Consider the following 20,001-nt stretch of genomic DNA (forward strand, 5'->3'; position numbering starts at 1 on the left):
GTCAGCATCCGCCGAAGAACATGACCCTGGCGGATGTGGACAAGGCCCGCGGGATTCTGTTGGGGTTGGCGTCGAAGAACATCGCCGATTGTGATGCGGTGCGGGCAGCGATCCGGCGGATCGAGAAGCAGTACGGCAAACGCGAAGACGGCGTTCCGGTGGGTGAGGATTCGGAGCGTAACGAGTTCTACGCCTCGAAAGGCTTGTACGGGCGGGTGACCGTGAAGGGCGACCTGGATGCTGTGAACGGGGCCCGGTTGATCACGTTGTTGTCGAGCCTGTCGGCGCCGACGCCGGAGAAGGACGGCGTCAAGGACGCCCGCACGCCGGCATTACGACGGGCGGATGGGTTCTGCGAATTGTTGCGCCGGTACGAGCGGGCGGGGTTGGGTCCGGTCGAGGGCGGGGTGAAACCGCACGTCACGGTCACGGCCAGCGCGAAAGACATGACGGATATGCAGGCGCTCAAGGATTTGTTGCCGTCTACCGAAGAACTGGGTTTCGCGTGGGCGGATTGGGTGGGCCCGATCAGTATCGACACTGCCCGGATGTTGGCGTGCGATTGCACGGTCACGCGGATTTTGTTGGATGAGAATGGTGTTCCGCTCGAGTGCGGTAAGGAAGCGAGAACGGCGACGGTGCCGCAGCGGCGGGCTCTTGCGGTTCGTGATGGTGGGTGTGCGTTTCCGGGGTGCGGGACACCATCGGGGTGGTGCGATGCCCATCATATTGTTCACTGGAACGATGGTGGCCCAACAGATCTCGACAACCTGATCTTGTTGTGCGGTCATCACCACCGGACGATGCACCACACCGAATGGCGGGTGGAAATCGGGCCCGACCGAAAAACAGTGTTCTATCCACCGATGTCGATCGACCCGTATCAACAGCCGATCGGCGGGAACAGCCCACCCACAGCGGCGTGAACCGCGACAACTGAAGACGTGAGCACCGGGGCATCACCATGCCCCGGTGCTGACGGCTGTCTACTGTCAGAACGCTACTGTCAGAACGTGAGCGTAAGTCGCCCGTTCTCGTCGCTGATGTGAACAGTTCGCCCGATCGACGGAGGGTTGTCACCGCGAAGCTGGGTCAGTTCGGCGGCATTCTCGGGACCGGTGTGACCGGCGACGCGGCCGCCGTCCGGCGTTGCCGCGATCACGAACCCGATCTCAGGCTCCCCGGTGCGGCCGTATTCGACAGAGGCCGTAACTATTTCCGCCGTGCCCGTGTAATCAGTGATCAGTTCCGGAACCTCCGCAGTTAGCGCGCGTGCGTCGGGATCACCGACGTACCCGCCAGCGTGAGCGGCGGACGACAGCAGTACGCAGTGCTGGTAGGTGAGGAATCCACCGTTGCCGTGGACGAGGGCAAGGTTCGCGCCGTCGCGAATTCGCCTGGTGACTTCAGCGACGGAATGCAGGGTGTAGCTGTTGAGCGGTCCGCCGAAGAACGAGTGTCCTCCGGTGACGCTTGGGATCGCGGTATCGGGAAGTCCGAGTTCGCGGATCAACAGCTTGGGCACGATCGGGAAGCAGCTGTAGGCATCGACGATGTCGAGTGCGTCGGCGCCGACTCCGGCACCGTCGAGTGTGCGATGTACGGCGTCATGCATCGCGGCCGAGCTGTCGAAGCTGTTGCGGCTGAGTATGTCCAACGGATCACTCGCACCTGCGCCGCCCCAGAGGTACACCAGCTTGTTTTCATCGATCCCGAACTCGCGGGCCGTCGACAACGAGCAGACGACAACGGCCGCAGCCTGATTGACGAAAGGCATGGCGTTGAGCATCAGCGGGTACGGCTCGGAGACCATCCGATTGCCGGGGCCGACGGTGCCGATCTCGTCTGCCGATCGGATCTCCGACGTCCAGGAGGCGGGATTCTTCGAAGCCAGTTCCGAGAACGCGGCGTACATCCGCGCGGACCAGTCGAGCGATTCACGGGCGTCGTGGCCCTCGGCAGCACTGAAACAGTTCTCGAAGAGCGGGTAGACACGAGTCGGCACGATGAAACCGGCGCGCTGCATTTCGGGGCTTCCCAGGTCGGTCGGATCGAATCCGGGAGGCCCACCGGGCGCGGCTGTCCACCCGATCGAGTCGGGGGCGACTCCGGACTTTCGCAGCGCGGTGCTGCTGGCGTGCGATTCGCCGCCCACGAGCAGAGCAGCCGAGGATTCACCGCGAGCGATGGCCGCGCCGATCCGATCGAGGAGTGCCGCGGGCCAGTGGCCACCGATCGGCGAGGTAGAGGTGACCGTGGGGGTCGCGCCTAATCGTGAGGCAAGCAGCCCGGGGAGATCGTCGTACGACCAGCTGACTGTCTTGATCGCGAACACGGAATCGATCTGTGTTCCCAGTTCAGCGTGTCCACTGTCGTTCAACGCGCCGACGGTGGCGTCGTGAATCAGATCGAGGGGTTCGCGGTGCCCATCGGCAGGATTCCAGCGCAGATCGCCGACGCCGACGATGACCGGGATTCGTGATGCGTCAACCATCATGTACCTCTCGTTGCCGACCCGTAGCCGGGAGTTGCAGTCACGATATCGGGGACCCTGGTATGTGTAACTCTGGGGTCACAGTCAACAATTTTCGGGTTCCTATTTAGGTATGCCTAACGAAAGTCCTATACTCGTCTTCATGACAGCTGTGGCAGAGAGAATTTCGGTGCCCGTGGGGCCGCGTTCCATCGATCACCCCTACTCGATGACAACGGTGACTCTGAAGCTCTCTCATCAGCGGCAGTGGGCCCCGCATCGTCATCCTGAACATGAGCTGATCTGGGGAAACTCCGGTGGAATGCTCACGGTTGTCGCTGACGGCATCACCTGGGAGGTTCCGCCTTCGGCCGGACTGTGGCTGCCTGCCGGGGCGTTGCATGCCGTGAAGGCAGGTCCGGGTACGGAGTTCTTCTGCACCTACTTCCGGCCCGAGGCTCACGCCGCGCCGTCGGGTGTTCCGGGCTTGTTCGGTGTCAGCGCTCTCCTGCGTGAGGTACTCCTGCACATGCATCGGCGGAACATGCCCGACGAGGCGCGCAGTCGCGCCGAGCGGGTGGCCTTCGACATGTTGCAGCCGCTCGAAGTTGCTGCGGTGGAGGTTCCGATGCCGACCGATCCGCGAGCGTTGTTCGTCGCCGAAGCGTTGGTCGCCAATCCGGCAGACCAGCGGTCGCTGTCCGAATGGGCGCTGACGGCTGGCGGTAGCGTCCGTACGCTGACGCGCGTGTTCGCGCAGGGCACTGGAATGACTTTTGCGCAGTGGCGAATACAGGTACGTGTCCGCGCAGCATTGACGTATTTAGCTGCTGGAGTGCCGGTTTCGGTTGTCAGTAGGCGGGTCGGATACGAAACTCCGAGTGCCTTTGTCGCGGTGTTCCGCCGGGTCACCGGCCGCACACCCGGCAGCATGATGAACAAGGGGAGTGTGGCGCCCGAATCGGTGCCGTACCTTCTGCACGCATGAGTTGGGTTGCACCGGGCGGAAGTGCTCGGTGCAACCGTCGCGGTCAACTCCGCGGAGCGGACCACGCTTCCCACAGCTCCGCATACCGACCCCCGAGGTTGACCAACTCGTCGTGAGAGCCGTGCTCGACGACGCGGCCGTCGTCCATCACCAGGATCTGATCGGCGTCGACGGCCTGTGAGAGTCGGTGTGCCACTGTGACAGCAGTGCGACCTCGGGTCAGAGCGAGAGCGGCATCGTCGAGGACCCTGGCTCCGGCGCTGCCCGCTTCGGCGGTCGCCTCGTCGAGAATCAGCAGCGGCGGATCCAGTAATTCGATTCTTGCCAACGCAAGTTGTTGTGCCTGTGTTGCGGTCAGCCGGTGTCCACCGTCTCCGACCACGGTTTCGAGTCCGTCCGGGAGAGCCCGCAGCCAATCCGACGCGCCGACGGTATCGAGCGCCGCGGTGATGTCGTTGTCGGTTGCCGACGGGTCGGCCAGCCGCAGATCCTCGGCCAACGTGCCGGCGAAGACGTGGACCTCCTGAGTCACGAGGGCCACCGCGCTCCGAGATGTCGACGGTGGCAGTTCGTTCCGGGGCACCGTCCCGATCTTCACGACGCCTTCGGTCGGTTCGTAGGTTCCCGCGATCAGCTTTGCGACTGTAGATTTTCCGGCTCCGGTAGCGCCCACCAGTGCGGTGACGGTTCCTGCCGGAATGGTGATGTCGATGTCTCGCAGAACAGGAGCGTCGCCGCTTCGGTACGAGAATGTGACGCGTTCCAAAGAAGCTGAGCTGTCGACAGGTTCCTGCGGATCGGTCGGTGCAGATGGCACGGGCGCAAGCGTGACTCCGACCAGGCGAGCCAACGCGATTGTGCCTTCCTGCAATTCGTCGAACACGCTGAGAACCGCGCCCACCGGATCGAAGAGGCGGTGGAAGAACAGGGCTGCGGCGGTGGCGGCACCGATGCTGATCTGACCGTCCTTCACCAGCCAGAAGCCGGTGATCAGCACAGCGGACAGGCCGATGAACTCCGCGATGTTGAGCCGGCCGAAGAACCTGGTGCGTAGACGCGTGGTCAACAAGCTCAGCCGGACGGCCGTCATCGATCGAGATTCGATCTGTTCGAGATGCGGCTGGGCCAGGCGAAGCGATCCGACGGTGTCGGAGTTGCTCAGCGAGTCCAGGAGCTGTTGCGCACGTGCACCTTCTGCCTCCCGCTCCTCGCGGTAGACCGGTGCCGACCTCGAGAGGTACCAGCGCAGCGCCTGGATCTGGATGGGTGCCGCGATCACCGCGGCGACGGCGAATCTCCAATCGAGGCTACCCAATCCGATCAGCGTCAACACGATGGTCAGTGCCGCGGTGGCAAAAACCGGAAGTGCTTCGGATACGGCCCGGGTCACCAACCGCACGTCGCCGGTGATGCGGGAGACGAGATCTCCGCGCCCGGCCCGTTCGACGTCGCTCTGCGGAAGGTCGAGAACCCGGACGACAACTTCTTCGCGAAGGTCGGCGACAACGCGCTCGCCGACGCCGGCGAGTAGGTAGTTGCTCATTCCGACGAGAAGTGACGAGGCAACCGCGATGCCGACCAACGCGAGAGTCAGTGTGCCGATGCGAGAGACAGCGTCGCCGTCTGCGTCGGTCACGGCGTCGACCATGGCGCCGAGGACCAGCGGTGTGAGCAGACCGATCGCGGTCGCGGCGGTCAGGGTGACGACTGCTGCGATCGCGGAAATCCGGTGGGGTCCCATCAACCGAAGTGCCGCGCGCCGCGCCTGTTTCGGTGTTGCGGTGGGGAGTAGTTCGTTCACAGCTCGATCACCCGATCGCAGATATCGAGCAGCACGGGGCTGCTGGTCAGAAGTATTGTGGCGTGCGCCCCGCGTACCTCGGCGATCCCGCGAGCAATGCGCGCTTCGGTGACGGAGTCGACGGCAGTGGTGGGATCGTGCAGGACCAGGACGGGAGCTTCGCTCGCCAGTGCCCTCGCCAACGCGATGCGCTGACGCTGACCGCCGGACAAAGAATTCCCTTGCTCGGTGACTCGGGTTGCGAGGCCGAGCGGCAGTGCCGAGATCACTTGATCTGCCGCAGCAGCGGCGATGGCCTCGTCGTTGCGGCTGCCGATCGGTGCGAGGGCGTCGATGTTGTCGCCGACTGTGCCGATGAACAGTGCCGCGTCGTGCGGTGCTGCCAGAACGTGAGTGCGAAGTTCGTCGATGTGCAGCTCGTGAATGGCGTTGTCGCCGAGATGAATTGTTCCGCTCGAAGGCTCGATTCGACGCGCCAGTGCGTCGACCAACGCATCCGCCCATGCGGCATTCTCGGTGACGATGCCGATGATCTCGCCGCGTTTGACGTCGAGATCGACTGGTGACGCTCCGGCCAACACGACGTCGCGCAGCGTCAGGAACTCGGAGTGATTCAGGGACACAGGTTCACCCGCGGGAGTGACAGCCTCGCCGGTCCCGAGAAGTGCTGCGACGCGGTTGGCCGAGGCGCGTGCCCGTGCCAGGCCGGCGCCGAAGTAGATGATGTCGATCAACGGACCGCGAAGGAACTGTGCCAGACCAACCACGGCAACGAATTCACCGACCGAGATGCTCCCGGACGCTGCCATCCGTCCGCCCACGTACGCGATGACGGCGAGGAAAGCGCCGGCGATCGCAACGTTGGCGGCGGAGTACATCGCTTGGTATCTCTGTGCGCGAAGGGTTGCTTCCAACGAAGTCCGGCTGGCTCCCCGATACCGCTGCGCTGCAGCATCTCCGGCGCCGATTCCGGAGAGGATTCGGAGTCCGGAGAGTAGATCTGCGGCTAGCGCGCCGGCCTTGGCGCCCTGCCACTGATCGGTTTCGGCTCGGCGTTCGAGCGGCCGACTGACCACCTGCATGAGAGCCAGCACCGGGGGAGTGCCGAGGATGACGAGCAGGCCGAGTGGCACCGAGATCACCAGTAGCGAAATCGCGGCGGTCAGCACTCCGCAGGCGGCCGCAAGTTTGGTGCTCAGCGTGTGCGTGAATCCGGCCACCGAACCCGCGTCGGATGTTGCAATCGAGTAGACCTCGCCCGGCATACGCCGCGGCGACATGCCGTGCGGATCGAGGCCTCGGCGCGCGATGTCCATCCGCAAGCGATGTGCTCCGTGCTCGGTGACGGAATCGGAGATGCGCGCCGCGAAGCGCCAACTGAGCAACAAGCCGGTGAAGAGAATTCCGAGAACGAGGATCCACTTTCCGAGTGCGGCGGCATCGTTGGTCGCCACAGCACGGTCGATGACCGCACCGATCACCACCGGCACCAACGCTTCCGCGACCTGGTGGCCGGTGAAGCCGACGGACGCGGCCGCCAGCTTGGCTCCGCGACCTTCGGAAGCGATCGCGCGTGTGATTACCTGACGCGGCGTGATCGCCGGGCTGGTTGGGGGACCGTTTGTCTCGGCCGAAAGAAGTGGTGTCGAAGGCACTGGGTCCACGCTAGGGATCGTGGGCGGTAGTCAGAAGTCACACCGGTGCCAATACTTGTCGTGAACAGGCCATACGTATTGCGTTGGCCGAATTGCGATAGTAGTTGGCCCCGTTGCAGCGGAGAAGGCATCGACTCATCGACGACACTGCAATAAATTAAGGTCTACCTTACTTAGCACGGGTTAACTATGTCCGGAAGTCGGATAGATCCTCGTGTTCGGGTCCGGTTCATGTTCCATCGATGTTGGAGATTGTTGTGAGTCTTGTGTTCGGCGAGGTACTTCACAAGGAGTACGTGACCCCGGGAATGGTTCGTATCGTGTTCGGTGGGGAGGAGCTGACCGCCTTCGAAACCACCGGTACCGGTGACGAATACCTGCGCCTCCACTTCCCGGTCCCGGCTACAGGCAAGTTCGTTCTTCCGGCGGAAGATCCGGATGCACCGCGCGGTTGGCGATACCCGGAGGGAGAGGAACCGTCCCCGTGCCAGCCGTACACCGTGCGACGGTTCGATTCCGAAACCAGCTGCATGACGATCGACTTCGTCGTTCACGAGGGTGGTATCGCCAGCGAGTGGGCACAGAAGGCCGAGATCGGTGACAAGTTGGCGATCGGCGAGTCTCGTGGCCTCTACGAGCCCCCGGCCGACGCACGTTGGCAGGTGTTCGTCGCCGACGCGACTGGACTCCCCGCACTCGGGCGCTTGATCGAACAGTTGCCCGCCGGGATGTCGGCCAAGGCGATCGTCGAGGTGGTGGACGAGTCTCACAAGCAGCAGATCACCTCGGACGCCGACGTCGAGTTCATCTGGCTGGTCGGCAGTGGCAACGGTGTTGCACCGTCGAAGTTGCCGGACGCGGTTCGCGCGATGAACTTGCCCACCGAACTCGGATACGTGTGGGTTGCAGGCGAGAGCACGATGCTCCGTGACATCCGCAAGTACCTTCGCCACGAACTGAAGTTGCCGGGTGAGCAGTACAAGGTCATCGGCTACTGGACGTACAAAGCCGAGGTGTGGAACGCGAAGTACGAGGCCCTCGACGAAAGTGTCCGCGCGGCACTCGATGCGGCTTGGGAATCGGACCGCGACGAGGAAGAGATCCGCGACGAGGTCGAGAAGACTCTAGAGAGCGCCGGCTTGTGACCGTTGGATTCGACAAGAGTGCTGTCGACAGCGGTGCGGCGGACAAGAGTGCAGTCGACAAACACACCGAAGAACTGATCGACGAGTCGCTGCACGAGAAGCAGAAGCAACCGGACGGCCTGGTATCGACCAACTCTCGTCGTATGGCGGGTCTTCTGGTGTGCCTGGTGGTGCTCGCCGCCGTGCTCCTGCTGAGTATCGCGGTGGGATCGAAGACCATTCCGTTCGGGACCGTGATCGACGCGCTGGTGAACTACGACGACTCGAACGATCACGTGATCATCCGTGACCTGCGACTACCGCGTACTCTGCTCGGTCTGATAGTCGGTATGGCACTGGGTGTGGCCGGTGGCCTCATCCAGGCGATGACACGAAATCCCTTGGCTGATCCCGGAATTCTCGGTGTCAATGCCGGCGCGGGCTTCGCGATGGTCGTTGCCGTCGCGGTCTTCGGCCTGACCAGCATCTGGTCGTACATCTGGTTCGCGTTCCTCGGAGCGGTGATAGCCACGGCGATCGTCTACACGCTGGGCTCGATCGGTCGAGGTGGTGCGACGCCCATTCGGCTGACGCTTGCCGGTGTTGCCATCGGCTCCGTGCTCGGCGGCATCTCGTCCGGGATCACCTTGCTCAACCCGACCGCCTTCGACCAGATGCGCCAGTGGAATGCCGGCTCACTCAGCGGGCGTTCGTTGGAAATCGTTCTCGCCGTCGCACCGTTCATTCTCATCGGGCTCTTCCTGGCGCTCGCGTTGGCGCGCCAACTCAACGCGGTGGCCCTGGGTGACGATCTGGCACGTTCGCTCGGTGCCAACATCACTCGTACTCGCATCCTCGGTGTCATCGCGGTGACATTGCTGTGCGGCGCGGCGACAGCTGCGGCCGGGCCGATCGGATTCGTCGGTTTGATGGTTCCGCACGTCGCGAGATGGTTCGTCGGACCGGATCAGCGATGGATTCTCCCGTACACGTTGGTGTGCTCGCCGATTCTTCTTCTCTTCTCCGACGTCGTCGGCCGAATCGTGCTGCGCCCGGGTGAACTTCAGGTCGGCATCGTCACGGCCTTCATCGGCGCTCCGGTGCTGATCATGCTGGTGCGTCGAAGCAAGGTGAGCGGTCTGTGAGCATCGATTTCGGGCGCGCCACCACGGTGGTGCGCTCACCCAAAGAAGGCTGGTCCGCGCGGATCGACGTCCGCACGGTCACAGTCTGCCTCGTCCTCGTTGCGCTTGCATTGGCCATCGGTGTCATCGCGCTCGGTAGTGGTGACTACCAAGTGCCGATCGGGGACGTCCTCGGTGCACTGTTCGGCGAAGCCCCCGCGCGTATCCACATGGTCGTCGTGGAATGGCGTCTGCCCCGAGTTCTGTTGGCGCTGATGCTCGGTGCGGCGCTCGGTATGAGCGGTGCGATCTTCCAATCGCTGACCAGGAACCCGTTGGGTAGCCCGGACATCATCGGCTTCAACTCCGGTGCGTACACGGGCGCTCTGGTGGTCATCCTCCTCATCGGTGGTACTTACTACGAGATCGCAGTCGGTGCTCTGGTGGGCGGAATCGCCACCGCAGCAGTTGTTTATCTCCTTGCGTACAAGCGAGGTGTGCAGGGATTCCGGTTGATCATCGTCGGTATCGCCATCAGCGCGATGTTGGGCTCGGTCAACACCTGGATGATCCTCAAGGCGAAACTTGACGACGCCATGGCTGCCGCAGTGTGGGGTGCCGGTTCGTTGAACGGCCTCGGCTGGACTCAGGTGTGGCCGGTGGTCGTCGTGCTGGCCATCCTCGTTCCGCTGATCCTGGTGTTGGGCAGGCGGATGCAGATGCTCGAGATGGGCGACGACGCCGCCAAGGCGCTCGGCGTCCGGGCCGAACCCACGCGGCTTTCCCTGGTTGTTCTCGGCGTCGCCCTGACGGCCATGGTGACAGCAGCGGCCGGTCCCATCGGGTTCGTCTCTCTTGCGGCTCCGCAGTTGGTGAGGCGATTGACCGGTAGTGCCGGAGTGACCCTGCTGCCGTCGGCAGCAATGGGTGGCGCGTTGCTGATGGTCAGCGACTGGGTGGCGCAGCGAGCTTTCGCGCCGACACAGTTGCCGGTCGGCGTCGTCACCGTCTCCATCGGTGGCATCTATTTCGTATGGCTTCTCGCGCGAGAGGCACGTAAGCAGTGATCGGTGAAGGAACGAGGAACAGCGTGAACGAGACAAGTACGGCCGCCGTCGTGGTCGAAAGGACGAATCGGCTTCGCGCCGAGGACGTCACGATCGGTTACGACAAGCGCGTCATCTCGGAACACCTCGACGTCGAAATCCCCGACGGTGGCTTCACCGTCATCGTCGGTCCCAATGCCTGCGGCAAGTCGACGCTTCTGCGTGCGCTGTCCCGGTTGCTCAAGCCGACCACCGGCAAGGTCCTTCTCGACGGTAAGGCGATCACGTCGTACCCGGCAAAGGAAGTTGCGAGGCGACTCGGGCTTCTGCCGCAGACGTCGATCGCGCCGGACGGAATCAAAGTCGCCGATCTGGTTGCGCGAGGGCGTTATCCGCACCAGAAGCTGATCCGCCAGTGGTCCCGAGAGGACGAGGCCGCCGTCATCAAGGCGATGGAGGCAACCAAGGTCACGGATCTGTCGGCCAGGCCGGTCGACGAACTGTCCGGTGGTCAGCGCCAACGTGTCTGGGTAGCTATGGTTCTCGCGCAGCAGACTCCGTTGGTGCTACTGGACGAGCCGACGACGTTCCTCGACATCGCGCACCAGATCGAACTGCTGGAACTCTGCCGCGATCTGAACGAGAACGACGGACACACGCTGGTGGCGGTGCTTCACGATCTCAATCACGCGTGCCGCTACGGAACTCACATCATCGCGATGAAGGACGGCGCGGTGGTCGCCGAGGGCCCGCCCGCGGAGATCATCACCGAAGAACTGGTGCAGGAGGTGTTCGGCATGGCGTGCCGCATCATCGACGATCCGGTTTCCCACACACCGCTGGTCATTCCGCTGGGACGCGAGCGTCAGCGAAACATCGAAGGAGCAAAGGTATGACACTCGTCCTGGATGCGCAGGTTACCGACACGGAGTGGGCTCAGATCGTCGACCGCATTTCGCGACGCCGATTCTTCGGTGGCGCAGCTGGTGTGGCTGCAGCATTGGCGCTGAGCGCCTGCGGAAGCTCCGATGGCGAATCCGACTCTGCCAGTGACACTCTCCCGTACACGTGGGCCGAGTTCAGTGGCGACGTTCCGCGCGACCCGAAGCGTGTGGTGGTGCTCGACGGCCGCGTCGACCTCGAATTCGCGATGATGATGGACTACCCGATCGTCGGATCGGGCAACTTCTGGTTCCCCGACGCCAAGGCAGGATTCCAGTTTCCCGGCCGCACCATCGAGGACGCGAGCTTCGTCAACGTCGCCGGCGACTTCTCCACCAACTTCGAGGCTCTGCTCGCTCTCGAGCCCGATCTGATCGTCATCACTGCGATCGGATACACCAGTGACTGGTACGGCACCGAGCGCTTGTCTTCCATCGCGCCGCTGTTGGTCGTCGGCGACGACGTCGAACCGATTGCCGGGCACCCGGTCGACTGGCGAGGTGCTCTGATGGCGCAGGCGAGCCAGCTCGACCGGGTGACGATCGCCGAGGCTTCCATTGCGGAGTACGACGACAAGCTCGCGAGACTGCGACCGATGTTGCAGGAGAAGCTGGGCGGAAAGAAGATCGTGTTCGGCGTTCAGACCCCGACGGGCTTCCTTGTGCATCAGCGGAATCTGCGAATCAGTGTTGCACTCGATGCCGGCCTGGACGTGCTTTTCCGTGACGACGACAATGCAGAGAACTCGTTCGAGTTGTCGTTCGAGCAACTCGACACCTTGGCTCCGGCGGATGTGATCATCGCCCAAGCACGCGATCAGGAAGCGCTCGACGCGATCAAGACGCAGCCGACGTGGCAGCGGTTGCCTGCAGTCCAAGCGGGCAACGTGTTGACCAGCGACGCGCGATACAACCAAGGATTTGCGCTCACCGCGGCCATCTTCCTCGACGTTCTCGAGGAAGCGGCCGGACGAATCACTGCTGGGCAGTAAATTCAGGCGACGTTGCGGGCCTGGTCGAGTAGTTGTGCAACCTGCTCGAACCAGGCGCCGTAATTGGCGTAGGTGTTGGGACGCTTGTCGTCGAAGTCGATCACCTGGTTCGCGGTCACCGCGGGCAGCTTGACGAACACAGGTGATGCCGCGAATGCCTCTGCCGACTTCGCGAACTGGAACACGATGTCCGCCGGATAATCCGGTACCTGTTCCCAGCTGAGATCGGCCCAGCCCTTGTCGCCTCCCGGACCGGTGAACTTCACGCCCAGTTCCTTCAGGTAACCGAACTGAGCGAGCGCCGTTGTGCCTGCGTACAACTCGGAGCTGTCACCGTTCAGGGCGAGGACTTCGATGTCGTCGACCTTGGCCGCAGCAGTTCGGATGCGCTCTGCACCGGATTCGAATGCTTCCTTGCCCTCGCGTGCTGCCACTGTGTCGGTGTCCCCGCCGAGAGCTTCGGCGAGTGAGGCGTACTCGTTCAACACGTCCGGTGTCGAGGCTCCGGAGAACTTGACGCCGACAAACGGTGCAACATTGTTGACGGTCTTGCCCATCGGCTCGTCCCACCAAGTCCATCGTGTCGGGTCGTCGCTGTTGCCGTACCCGATGACCAGGTCTGGGTCCAGCGCCGCAAGAGCTTCCGCGCTGAGTTCACCTTCACGGCCGACGACGGTCATCGTCGACTCGTCAGCGCGATCGGTGACGTCTGGATTGCTGACGCCGTAACCGAAGATGCCGACCGGCCGAATGCCGTAGTCCCACAGAGCCGCAGCGGAGTACGCGTCGACGACGATCCGCTCCGGGGCGTGGTCGAGGGTGATCGTGTTTCCGTATCCCGTTGTGTAACTCCAGGACTGGTCGGCAGACCTGGTCTCGGTAGAGGGCGCTGCGTCGCTACTTCCGCAACCGGCGAGTAGGAGCGTGGCGACGGCGGGTAGTGCGGCGAAGCCGGCGAGCCGGCGATTGATTTTCATGAGAACCTTCCGAACATGGCGAAATAAGCTAGGTAAGCCTAACCTGACATGTCATTCGGGTGTTCTCGGGGTCAGTTGCCCTGCCACATCTGAAGCCATTCGCTCCAGGACGGGGGAGTGATCGTTGGTCGAGGTGTTCCGCCACGAAGTCCGTCGAGCATGAAGTCGAGATAGCGCGTGTGTATTTCGGTGGCTCGATCACCCTCGATCGGCAGAGTCGGCCGCAGATGCACTGTCATGAGCATGACGTCTGCAGCAGTGAAGTCGGGCGGGACTTCGCGAGCGTCGATGCAGACGTCGACCATCGATTGCAGTGCGGCCTCCAATTCTTCGGCGGCACGAGTGACTTCGGCGTGTTCAGGTAACTTGCCGCCGAGGACCGGAATGAGCGGTCCCACTGATTCGGTGAGATATCGCGAGAAGAACGTCTTCAATACGGCTTCATCGGTTTTCGCGGTGCTCATGCACTCTCGGGCGAGGGTGGCGAGGTGGTCGATCGCCCAGACGCGCAGGGATTGCGCCAGTTCCTCCTTGCCTCGGTATCGGCGATAGATGCTGCCTACTCCCACTCCGGCCCGGGTGGCAATTGCCGATACCGGTGCATTCCAACCCTGTTCGGCAAAAATCTCGCGCGCTGCTCGCAGTACGGTGACGTCGTTGTCTGCGGCTTCTCGGGCGCGTCCGGGGAGGCTCGCATTCTCTTTCGCCATTCCCACAGGCTAGCAATGCATGGTTTACTCAATCGGAACGGAGTGTTCCGTTCCGATTCGATTCATGATTGGAGGAAGGTGTCGATGACAACCTTGGCGGAGGCGCCCACGCGATCCGGGAGCCGGGTGATCGCCGCGCTTGCGGGGGCGGTACTCGTCTACTCGCTCATGCAGACCATGCTGGTACCGGCGTTGCCGGTGTTGGGTGAGCATTTCGACACGTCCGTGGCGGTGACCGGCTGGATCCTGACGGCGTACCTGTTGGCGGCCGCGGTGATGGCTCCGATAGTCGGCGCGATGGGTGACCGATTCGGCGACAAGCGAGTCCTGGTGATCGTCCTGATCATCTTCGCTCTCGCGACATTTGCCGCGGCAGCCGCCCCGAATATCGGGGTGCTGCTTGTCGTTCGAGCTGTCCAGGGAGTGAGTATGGCGAGCTTCCCGCTTGCGATGGCAGTACTGCGGAGAACGGTAGTAGGTCCCGAGTTGTCTTCAGGGATAGGTTGGCTCGCTGGGACTTTGGGAATCGGCGCCGGAAGTGCGCTGGTGATCGGCGGTGTCATCCTCGAGTATCTCAGTTGGCAGTGGTTGTTCGTGATCACCGGGATCTTGATCGTGCTCGCATTGGTCGCAGTGGTGGCCGTGGTTCCGGGTTCGCATCGCCGCCCGGGTATGCCGACGGACTGGGCCGGTGCCGGAGCTCTGGCGTTCGGATTGGTGAGCCTGCTCTTGGCGATCACGAAAGCCTCCGACTGGGGAGTTTTGTCGCTCGGATTCTGGGGTCTGGTGGTAGTCGCGTTCGTTTCGTTCGCGACACTGATTGCCGTCGATTCCCGCCACGACGCGCCGATCGTCGACATGCGAGTTTTTCGGGACAAGCCGATGATGATCACCAGCGCACTCACCCTGGTGTTCGGGTTCGTGCCGTACATTTTCTACCTCTGTCTGCCGCGGATCCTCCAGGCGCCGGAAACGTCCACGTACGGAAGCGGATTCACCGTTGTGCAGACCGGCTTGGCGCTCTTGCCCGCCGCTGTCCTCGTCTTCCTCGGTGGCCGCTTGACGCCGGCTCTCGCGCGGCGATTCGGGCCGCGGGTGCCCGCTGTCATAGCGCTGGCCCTCATGGCGGCGGGCGCAGTCGGACTCGCGATCTGGCCGAGTTCGGTGGTTGCGATCGTGGCGTTCTTTTCCCTCGTCGGATTGGGGAACGGCGTGGGGTTCGCGGTCTGTGCTCTGTTGGTTGCCTCGATCGTCCCGCCATCGGAAATGGCAGCAGCCAGTGGAGTCAACAGTGTGATCAGAACCGTCGGTTCGGCGGTGGGCGCCCCGGTGACCACAGCGGTCCTGGCGATCGGCATTTCCGACGACTCGTTCGCGCTGGCGTTCGTGATGGGTGCCGTCATCAGTGTTGTCGCGTGTCTGCCGGCGATTGCACTTCCAGCGACGAGGACTGCACAAAAGGCGTGACTTATTGTAGGCTCCCCTAATCAAGACAGCGTGTAACTAAAGCGGGGAGAGAAGATGCGGCAGCAGTGGGGCCTGCGAGCAACGGCACTCGCAGCGACAGCAACGGCGCTTGTCGGTTGCTCCGTGGGCGGCGATGACGCAGACGCATCGGAAACAGGCGAGTCGTCGGCCGTACCTGCACCTCAGAAACTGCTCGCACTGGACGAGTTCGCAGCGCTCAACGCACTCACGCTCGGGGTCAAGCCCGATACGGTCTTCGCCACGCTGCAGTCGCAGGCGGCGAAGGAGATATTGCAGAGTGAGGGGATCGAGGTCGTCGACAAACCGACGTTCTTCCAATCACCAGATGTGGAGCAGATCGCGGCCGTTCATCCTGACCGAATCCTGCTCAGTGATGTCGGCTCGTTGACGTCGATCACCGTGCAGGCCAACGAGATTGCCCCGACGACGGTGCTCGCCTATGCGGCGCCGTGGCGCGAAGTTCTGAATACCGCGGCGACTGCACTGGGTCGAGAGTCCGAAGCTCGCGAAATCGTGTCGAGGCTCGAGGCCAAATTTGCCGAAGTATCCGGAACGGTCGAGGCGCAACCGCAGACACTGTCAGTGCTGGTGGGATTCTCCGGCGGCATGTACACCGTCATCCCACAGTCGCCGATGTCCTCGATCATCGAGGAAGCCGGTTTCGGGCGCCCGCAAGCCGAACTCGACGCGAAGATCGGCCCCAACACAGGTGTTGCCACGTCTTCGGTGTCCGGCGAGGAGGTCGGACAGCACGCGGCGGACGCGATGGTCGTGACCTCGGGCAACATCTACGACGGCGCTCTAGTTCACGCAAATCCACTGTTCAACGAGATCTCCGCAGTAAAGGCCGGACGCACGGCGGACGTGAGCGGTGAACTTTGGTTCGGCAGTTATCCTTTCGCGGTCTACTGGATCCTCGAAGACCTCGAGGCTCTTGCCGATCGCACTCTCACCGGCGCGGAACTCCAAGGCCGCATCGCATCCGACGCCGACGCAGTTACCCGATGGAAGGCGTTCTCGAAATGACGACGACACAGGCTACGAAAGCAGACATTTCATCTGAAGAGGCCGACGCATCACAAGGAGCGACGGCCGAAGCCTCGCAAGCCAAAGCTGAAGCGGCGGCGCACAAGAGCGCGCTTCGCGAACTCCTTGCGCCAGTTCGTACACGGACCACCATCGCGATGGTGATGCAGGTGATCGCCGCGGTCGCGGCCATCGTGCCGTACGTGGCCATCGCCGAGTTGGGTAAGACGCTGATCGTGGGCGGCGACATCGACTCGTCTCGCGTCTGGACGATCGTGTGGGTGGTCGTCTTCGGTCTGGGTATGCGTGCGTTCTTCGGAGGCGGTGCATTGATCGTGACGCACTTCGCCGATGTCAATCTTCAAGCTGTGCTTCGGCGTCGAATCGCAGCGACACTCGGTCGACTTCCACTGGGCTGGTTCACCTCCCACTCGTCCGGAACCGTGCGAAAAGCCGCGCAGAACGACATCTCCGATCTCCACTACCTGGTTGCGCACAGCGCCGTCGAGACCACCGGCGCCATTGCGGTGCCGCTCGTCGGGCTCGGCTACGTGATCTCGATCGACTGGCGTCTGGGACTGGTCGCGATTGCCACCCTCCCGATCTACATGATCGCCTACGCGATCATGACCAAGGACATGGCCGTCAAGTTGAGCCGGATGAATGAGGGCATCGCGGCCATCAGCAACACCATCGTCGAGTTCGTCACCGGCATCGCAGTGGTCAAGACCTTCGGTCAGGACAAGCAGTCACATTCTCGATACCGCGACGCTGCCAAGGCGTTTGCCGTCTCGTACGAGGGCTGGGTTCGCCCGATGCTCCGGACCGAGGCGCTGGCCTCGATTGCGTTGAGCGCACCGGTTGTGCTGGTGGTCAACCTTGGCCTCGGCTCGTGGTTCGTTCACTCCGGATGGGTGTCACCCATCGATGTGCTGACCAGTTCTCTTGTCGCGATGGTGATTCCGGTGTCGGTGACGACCATCGGTTTCGGTATGCAGGCACGCCGTGAGGCAGCCGCCGCTGCGGCGCGACTGATCGCGCTGTTCGCAACCGACGCTCTGCCGGAAACCGATCATCCGAAAAAGCCTGTGGGGAACGAAGTTCGATTCTCCGGAGTTTCCTTTGCATACGACGACGGCGCCGACGTTCTGACCGACATTGATCTGACGCTGCCGGAGGGTACGGTGACGGCGCTGGTTGGACCTTCGGGTTCGGGTAAGTCGACGCTGGCAACGCTGGTTCCGAGGTTCCACGACGTGTGTGCCGGATCCGTGGCCATCGGTGGTGTCGACGTCAGGGAAGTCGCTACCGACGAGCTGTACCGCCACGTCGGATTTGTTCTGCAGGACGTGCAGCTGGTCGAAGCGACCGTGCTCGACAACATTCGGCTTGCCCGACCGCAGGCGACTTCGGCCGAGGTGAAGGCCGCTGCCGCAGCCGCGCAGATCGACACCCGAATCGAAGCGCTCCCGAGGGGGTACGACTCGGTGGTCGGGGTCGACGCCAGATTCTCGGGTGGTGAAGCCCAAAGAGTCTCCATCGCGCGTGCGATTCTCGCGGACACTCCTGTTCTCGTGCTCGACGAGGCAACCGCGTTCGCCGACCCGGAGTCCGAAGCCGATATCCAAGAAGCGCTGTCGCGCTTGACGGTCGGCCGCACCGTGCTGGTGATCGCGCACCGGTTGGCTTCGATTGTGAGTGCCGATCAGATCGTGGTCCTCGACGCCGGACGGATCGTGGAGAAGGGCACGCACGATCAGCTCGTGGCGAGTGGTTCAACCTATGCGCGGATGTGGGCGAGTCACAGTCGGGCCGACTCGATTGAACACAGTCGGGCCGACTCGATTGAGCACAGTCGGGCCGACTCGATTGAACGCAACACCGCAGGTAAGTCTGACGCAGCAGGAAAGGCCAACTCATGATTCGCGACCTCTTCCGGCTACTCGGCCCGCAGAATCAGGGCCGATATCGCGAGTTCCTGGTGTGGGCAGTGTTGTACGGCGTGATGCAGGGTTTGGCAGTGGCGCTTCTGGTCCCGGCGGTGCAGGCACTGTTCGATCAGAACTGGGGCAGTTTCGTTCGGTGGCTCGCCGCCATGGCCGTATGCGCTGTGATCAGTTCGATTGCGCACTACCTGCAGGCGATGAAGGGTTTCGAGTCGGCCCTCACTCTGCTGCGGACGATGCATCTGCGCCTGGGAGATCATCTCGTCACTCTGCCGCTCGGCTGGTTCGGCGCCGGCCGACTCGGGCAGGTGTCGCAGGTTGCCAGCAAGGGCACCATCTCGGTGATGGGGGCCGCTGCGCACCTGATGACACCGATCATCTCCGGAATTGCCAGCCCGGCAACCATTGTCGTGTGCATGTTGTTCTTCGACTGGCGGCTCGGGCTCGCGCTGGTAATCAGCGTTCCGATTCTCTTCGCGGCAGCACGATTTGCCTCGACGATGACTGCCAAGGCCGACGATCGGGCTCATGCAGCGGCCGTCGAATCGAACAATCGAGTGCTCGAATACGCGCGTTGCCAACCGGTCCTGCGTGCTTTCGGACGCACCCACGGGGTGTACGAACCGCTCGACGACGCGATCGAAGCGCAACACACTGCGGGTCGCTCACAACTGTGGTTCGTGGTGATCGGGTCCGTGGTCAACGGGATCGCCCTGCAATTCGTGTTCTCTGCCGTGATCATCTTGGGTGCGTTCCTCGCGCTCGGCGGCGACATCGATCCGGTCACGTTGATCGCGCTACTCGGGCTGACCGCACGGTTCATCCAGCCGCTGGGTGAGATCGGCGAGTTCGGCGGTGCAATCAGAATGGCACGCAATGAAATCCGGCGAATGTCCGAGATCCTCGAAGTTGAACCAATGGTTGAACCCGATACCAGCGGGACGGCGACGGGGGAGACGGCAGTGCAGTTCGACGCCGTCGACTTCGGATACGCGGACGGTGGGCAGGTTCTGCGAAACATCTCCTTCGACGTGCCACGGAAGTCGTTGACGGCGTTGGTCGGTCCGTCAGGGTCCGGCAAAACCACCGTCACCCGGTTGATCTCGCGCTTCTACGACGTCGACTCCGGTGTGGTGCGTGTCGGCGGCGTCGACGTGCGGGACCTCACGAGTGCCGACCTGATGTCGCAGCTGTCTCTGGTCTTCCAGGACGTGTACCTCTTCGACGACACGTTGATCGCGAACATCCGCCTCGGCCGCCCCGAAGCCACGGACGAAGAAGTCTTCGACGTGGCTCGGATCGCGGGCGTCGCGGAAATCGTCGAGCGGCTTCCGCGGGGTTGGGACACCCGTGTCGGTGAGGGCGGGACGGCACTGTCCGGTGGAGAGCGGCAGCGGGTCTCCATTGCGCGCGCACTCCTCAAACGCGCACCTGTCGTTCTGCTCGACGAGGCGACGGCCGCGCTCGATCCCGAGAACGAGGCACACGTGCAGCGTGCGATGCAAGAACTCGCCAGGGAAAGCACACTGCTCGTGATCGCTCACAAACTGTCGACCGTCGTGGCCGCAGATCAGATCATCGTGCTCGGTGACGACGGATCGATCGTCGAAGTGGGAACCCACGAAGTTCTGCTCGCAGCCGGTGGGAACTACGCCGCGTTCTGGAACCAGCGCCACCGTGCGTCGGGATGGCGGTTGGTGGCAAGCTGAG

General features: G+C 62.9%; 16 protein-coding genes. 11 read left to right on the top strand and 5 right to left on the bottom strand.

Features of this window, described 5'->3' with window-relative positions; all coding sequences use genetic code 11:
- Positions 1-926, top strand: a 926-nt coding sequence (locus QRN54_RS27410; protein ID WP_285183487.1) for an HNH endonuclease signature motif containing protein, incomplete at its 5' end; no start/stop codon positions are given.
- An 80-nt stretch (positions 927-1,006) separates the two neighbouring features.
- Here QRN54_RS27410 and QRN54_RS27415 read toward each other — a convergent pair.
- On the bottom strand, positions 1,007-2,497 hold the full coding sequence (locus tag QRN54_RS27415) for an acetyl-CoA acetyltransferase (RefSeq protein WP_070159697.1): 1,491 nt from the start codon (positions 2,495-2,497) through the stop codon (positions 1,007-1,009).
- Positions 2,498-2,636: 139 nt separating this feature from the next.
- Here QRN54_RS27415 and QRN54_RS27420 point away from each other — a divergent pair, with 139 nt between their 5' ends.
- Positions 2,637-3,461: a helix-turn-helix domain-containing protein gene (locus QRN54_RS27420; protein ID WP_003946247.1), complete on the top strand. Its 825-nt coding sequence runs from the start codon at positions 2,637-2,639 to the stop codon at positions 3,459-3,461.
- Between the two features lie 43 nt (positions 3,462-3,504).
- Here QRN54_RS27420 and QRN54_RS27425 read toward each other — a convergent pair whose 3' ends face one another.
- Both QRN54_RS27425 and QRN54_RS27430 read right to left on the bottom strand, forming a co-directional pair.
- Positions 3,505-5,262 carry an ABC transporter ATP-binding protein gene (locus QRN54_RS27425; protein ID WP_083058291.1) on the bottom strand — a complete coding sequence of 586 codons (1,758 nt, stop codon included), beginning with the start codon at positions 5,260-5,262 and terminating at the stop codon, positions 3,505-3,507.
- Positions 5,259-6,917 (bottom strand): ABC transporter ATP-binding protein, encoded by a 1,659-nt coding sequence (locus QRN54_RS27430; RefSeq protein ID WP_003946218.1) that lies wholly within the window; start codon positions 6,915-6,917, stop codon positions 5,259-5,261. The genes QRN54_RS27425 and QRN54_RS27430 overlap by 4 nt, the downstream gene beginning before the upstream one ends.
- Before the next feature lie 257 nt (positions 6,918-7,174).
- On the opposite strand from QRN54_RS27430, the gene QRN54_RS27435 reads away from it, so the two are divergent.
- Genes QRN54_RS27435 through QRN54_RS27455 form a run of 5 tightly spaced genes read left to right on the top strand, consistent with a single transcriptional unit; the run spans position 7,175 to position 12,144 of the window.
- A complete protein-coding gene (locus tag QRN54_RS27435; RefSeq protein WP_285183489.1) occupies positions 7,175-8,062 on the top strand; it encodes a siderophore-interacting protein in 888 nt (295 codons plus the stop codon).
- Complete coding sequence (locus QRN54_RS27440) at positions 8,059-9,186, top strand: Fe(3+)-siderophore ABC transporter permease (RefSeq protein WP_003946222.1); 1,128 nt, start codon at positions 8,059-8,061, stop codon at positions 9,184-9,186. Before QRN54_RS27435 ends, QRN54_RS27440 begins: the two co-directional genes overlap by 4 nt.
- A complete protein-coding gene (fepG, locus tag QRN54_RS27445) occupies positions 9,183-10,232 on the top strand; it encodes an iron-enterobactin ABC transporter permease (RefSeq protein WP_003946259.1) in 1,050 nt (349 codons plus the stop codon). Before QRN54_RS27440 ends, fepG begins: the two co-directional genes overlap by 4 nt.
- Before the next feature lie 23 nt (positions 10,233-10,255).
- Complete coding sequence (locus QRN54_RS27450) at positions 10,256-11,107, top strand: ABC transporter ATP-binding protein (RefSeq protein WP_050794099.1); 852 nt, start codon at positions 10,256-10,258, stop codon at positions 11,105-11,107.
- Positions 11,104-12,144, top strand: coding sequence for an ABC transporter substrate-binding protein (locus QRN54_RS27455; RefSeq protein ID WP_007728999.1), 1,041 nt, complete (start codon positions 11,104-11,106; stop codon positions 12,142-12,144). Before QRN54_RS27450 ends, QRN54_RS27455 begins: the two co-directional genes overlap by 4 nt.
- A gap of 2 nt (positions 12,145-12,146) precedes the next feature.
- Here the strand turns inward: QRN54_RS27455 and QRN54_RS27460 are convergent, their stop codons facing one another.
- Complete coding sequence (locus QRN54_RS27460) at positions 12,147-13,121, bottom strand: ABC transporter substrate-binding protein (protein ID WP_204855504.1); 975 nt, start codon at positions 13,119-13,121, stop codon at positions 12,147-12,149.
- 71 nt (positions 13,122-13,192) lie between these two features.
- Complete coding sequence (locus QRN54_RS27465; protein WP_030536301.1) at positions 13,193-13,831, bottom strand: TetR/AcrR family transcriptional regulator; 639 nt, start codon at positions 13,829-13,831, stop codon at positions 13,193-13,195.
- An 84-nt stretch (positions 13,832-13,915) separates the two neighbouring features.
- Between QRN54_RS27465 and QRN54_RS27470 the strand changes: the two genes are divergently transcribed.
- The 4 genes from QRN54_RS27470 to QRN54_RS27485 are packed head-to-tail and all read left to right on the top strand — an operon-like array spanning position 13,916 to position 20,000.
- Positions 13,916-15,298: an MFS transporter gene (locus tag QRN54_RS27470; RefSeq protein ID WP_285183490.1), complete on the top strand. Its 1,383-nt coding sequence runs from the start codon at positions 13,916-13,918 to the stop codon at positions 15,296-15,298.
- Between the two features lie 54 nt (positions 15,299-15,352).
- Positions 15,353-16,345 carry an ABC transporter substrate-binding protein gene (locus tag QRN54_RS27475; RefSeq protein WP_285183491.1) on the top strand — a complete coding sequence of 331 codons (993 nt, stop codon included), beginning with the start codon at positions 15,353-15,355 and terminating at the stop codon, positions 16,343-16,345.
- Complete coding sequence (locus tag QRN54_RS27480; protein WP_285183492.1) at positions 16,342-18,267, top strand: ABC transporter ATP-binding protein; 1,926 nt, start codon at positions 16,342-16,344, stop codon at positions 18,265-18,267. Before QRN54_RS27475 ends, QRN54_RS27480 begins: the two co-directional genes overlap by 4 nt.
- The gene (locus tag QRN54_RS27485) at positions 18,264-20,000 is read left to right on the top strand and encodes an ABC transporter ATP-binding protein (RefSeq protein ID WP_285183493.1); all 1,737 of its coding nucleotides are present in this window, start codon (positions 18,264-18,266) and stop codon (positions 19,998-20,000) included. The genes QRN54_RS27480 and QRN54_RS27485 overlap by 4 nt, the downstream gene beginning before the upstream one ends.
- Position 20,001 lies beyond the last annotated feature (1 nt).

Origin of the sequence: Rhodococcus sp. MEB032, from assembly GCF_030208925.1 — a bacterium.
Lineage (GTDB): Bacteria > Actinomycetota > Actinomycetes > Mycobacteriales > Mycobacteriaceae > Rhodococcus_F > Rhodococcus_F qingshengii.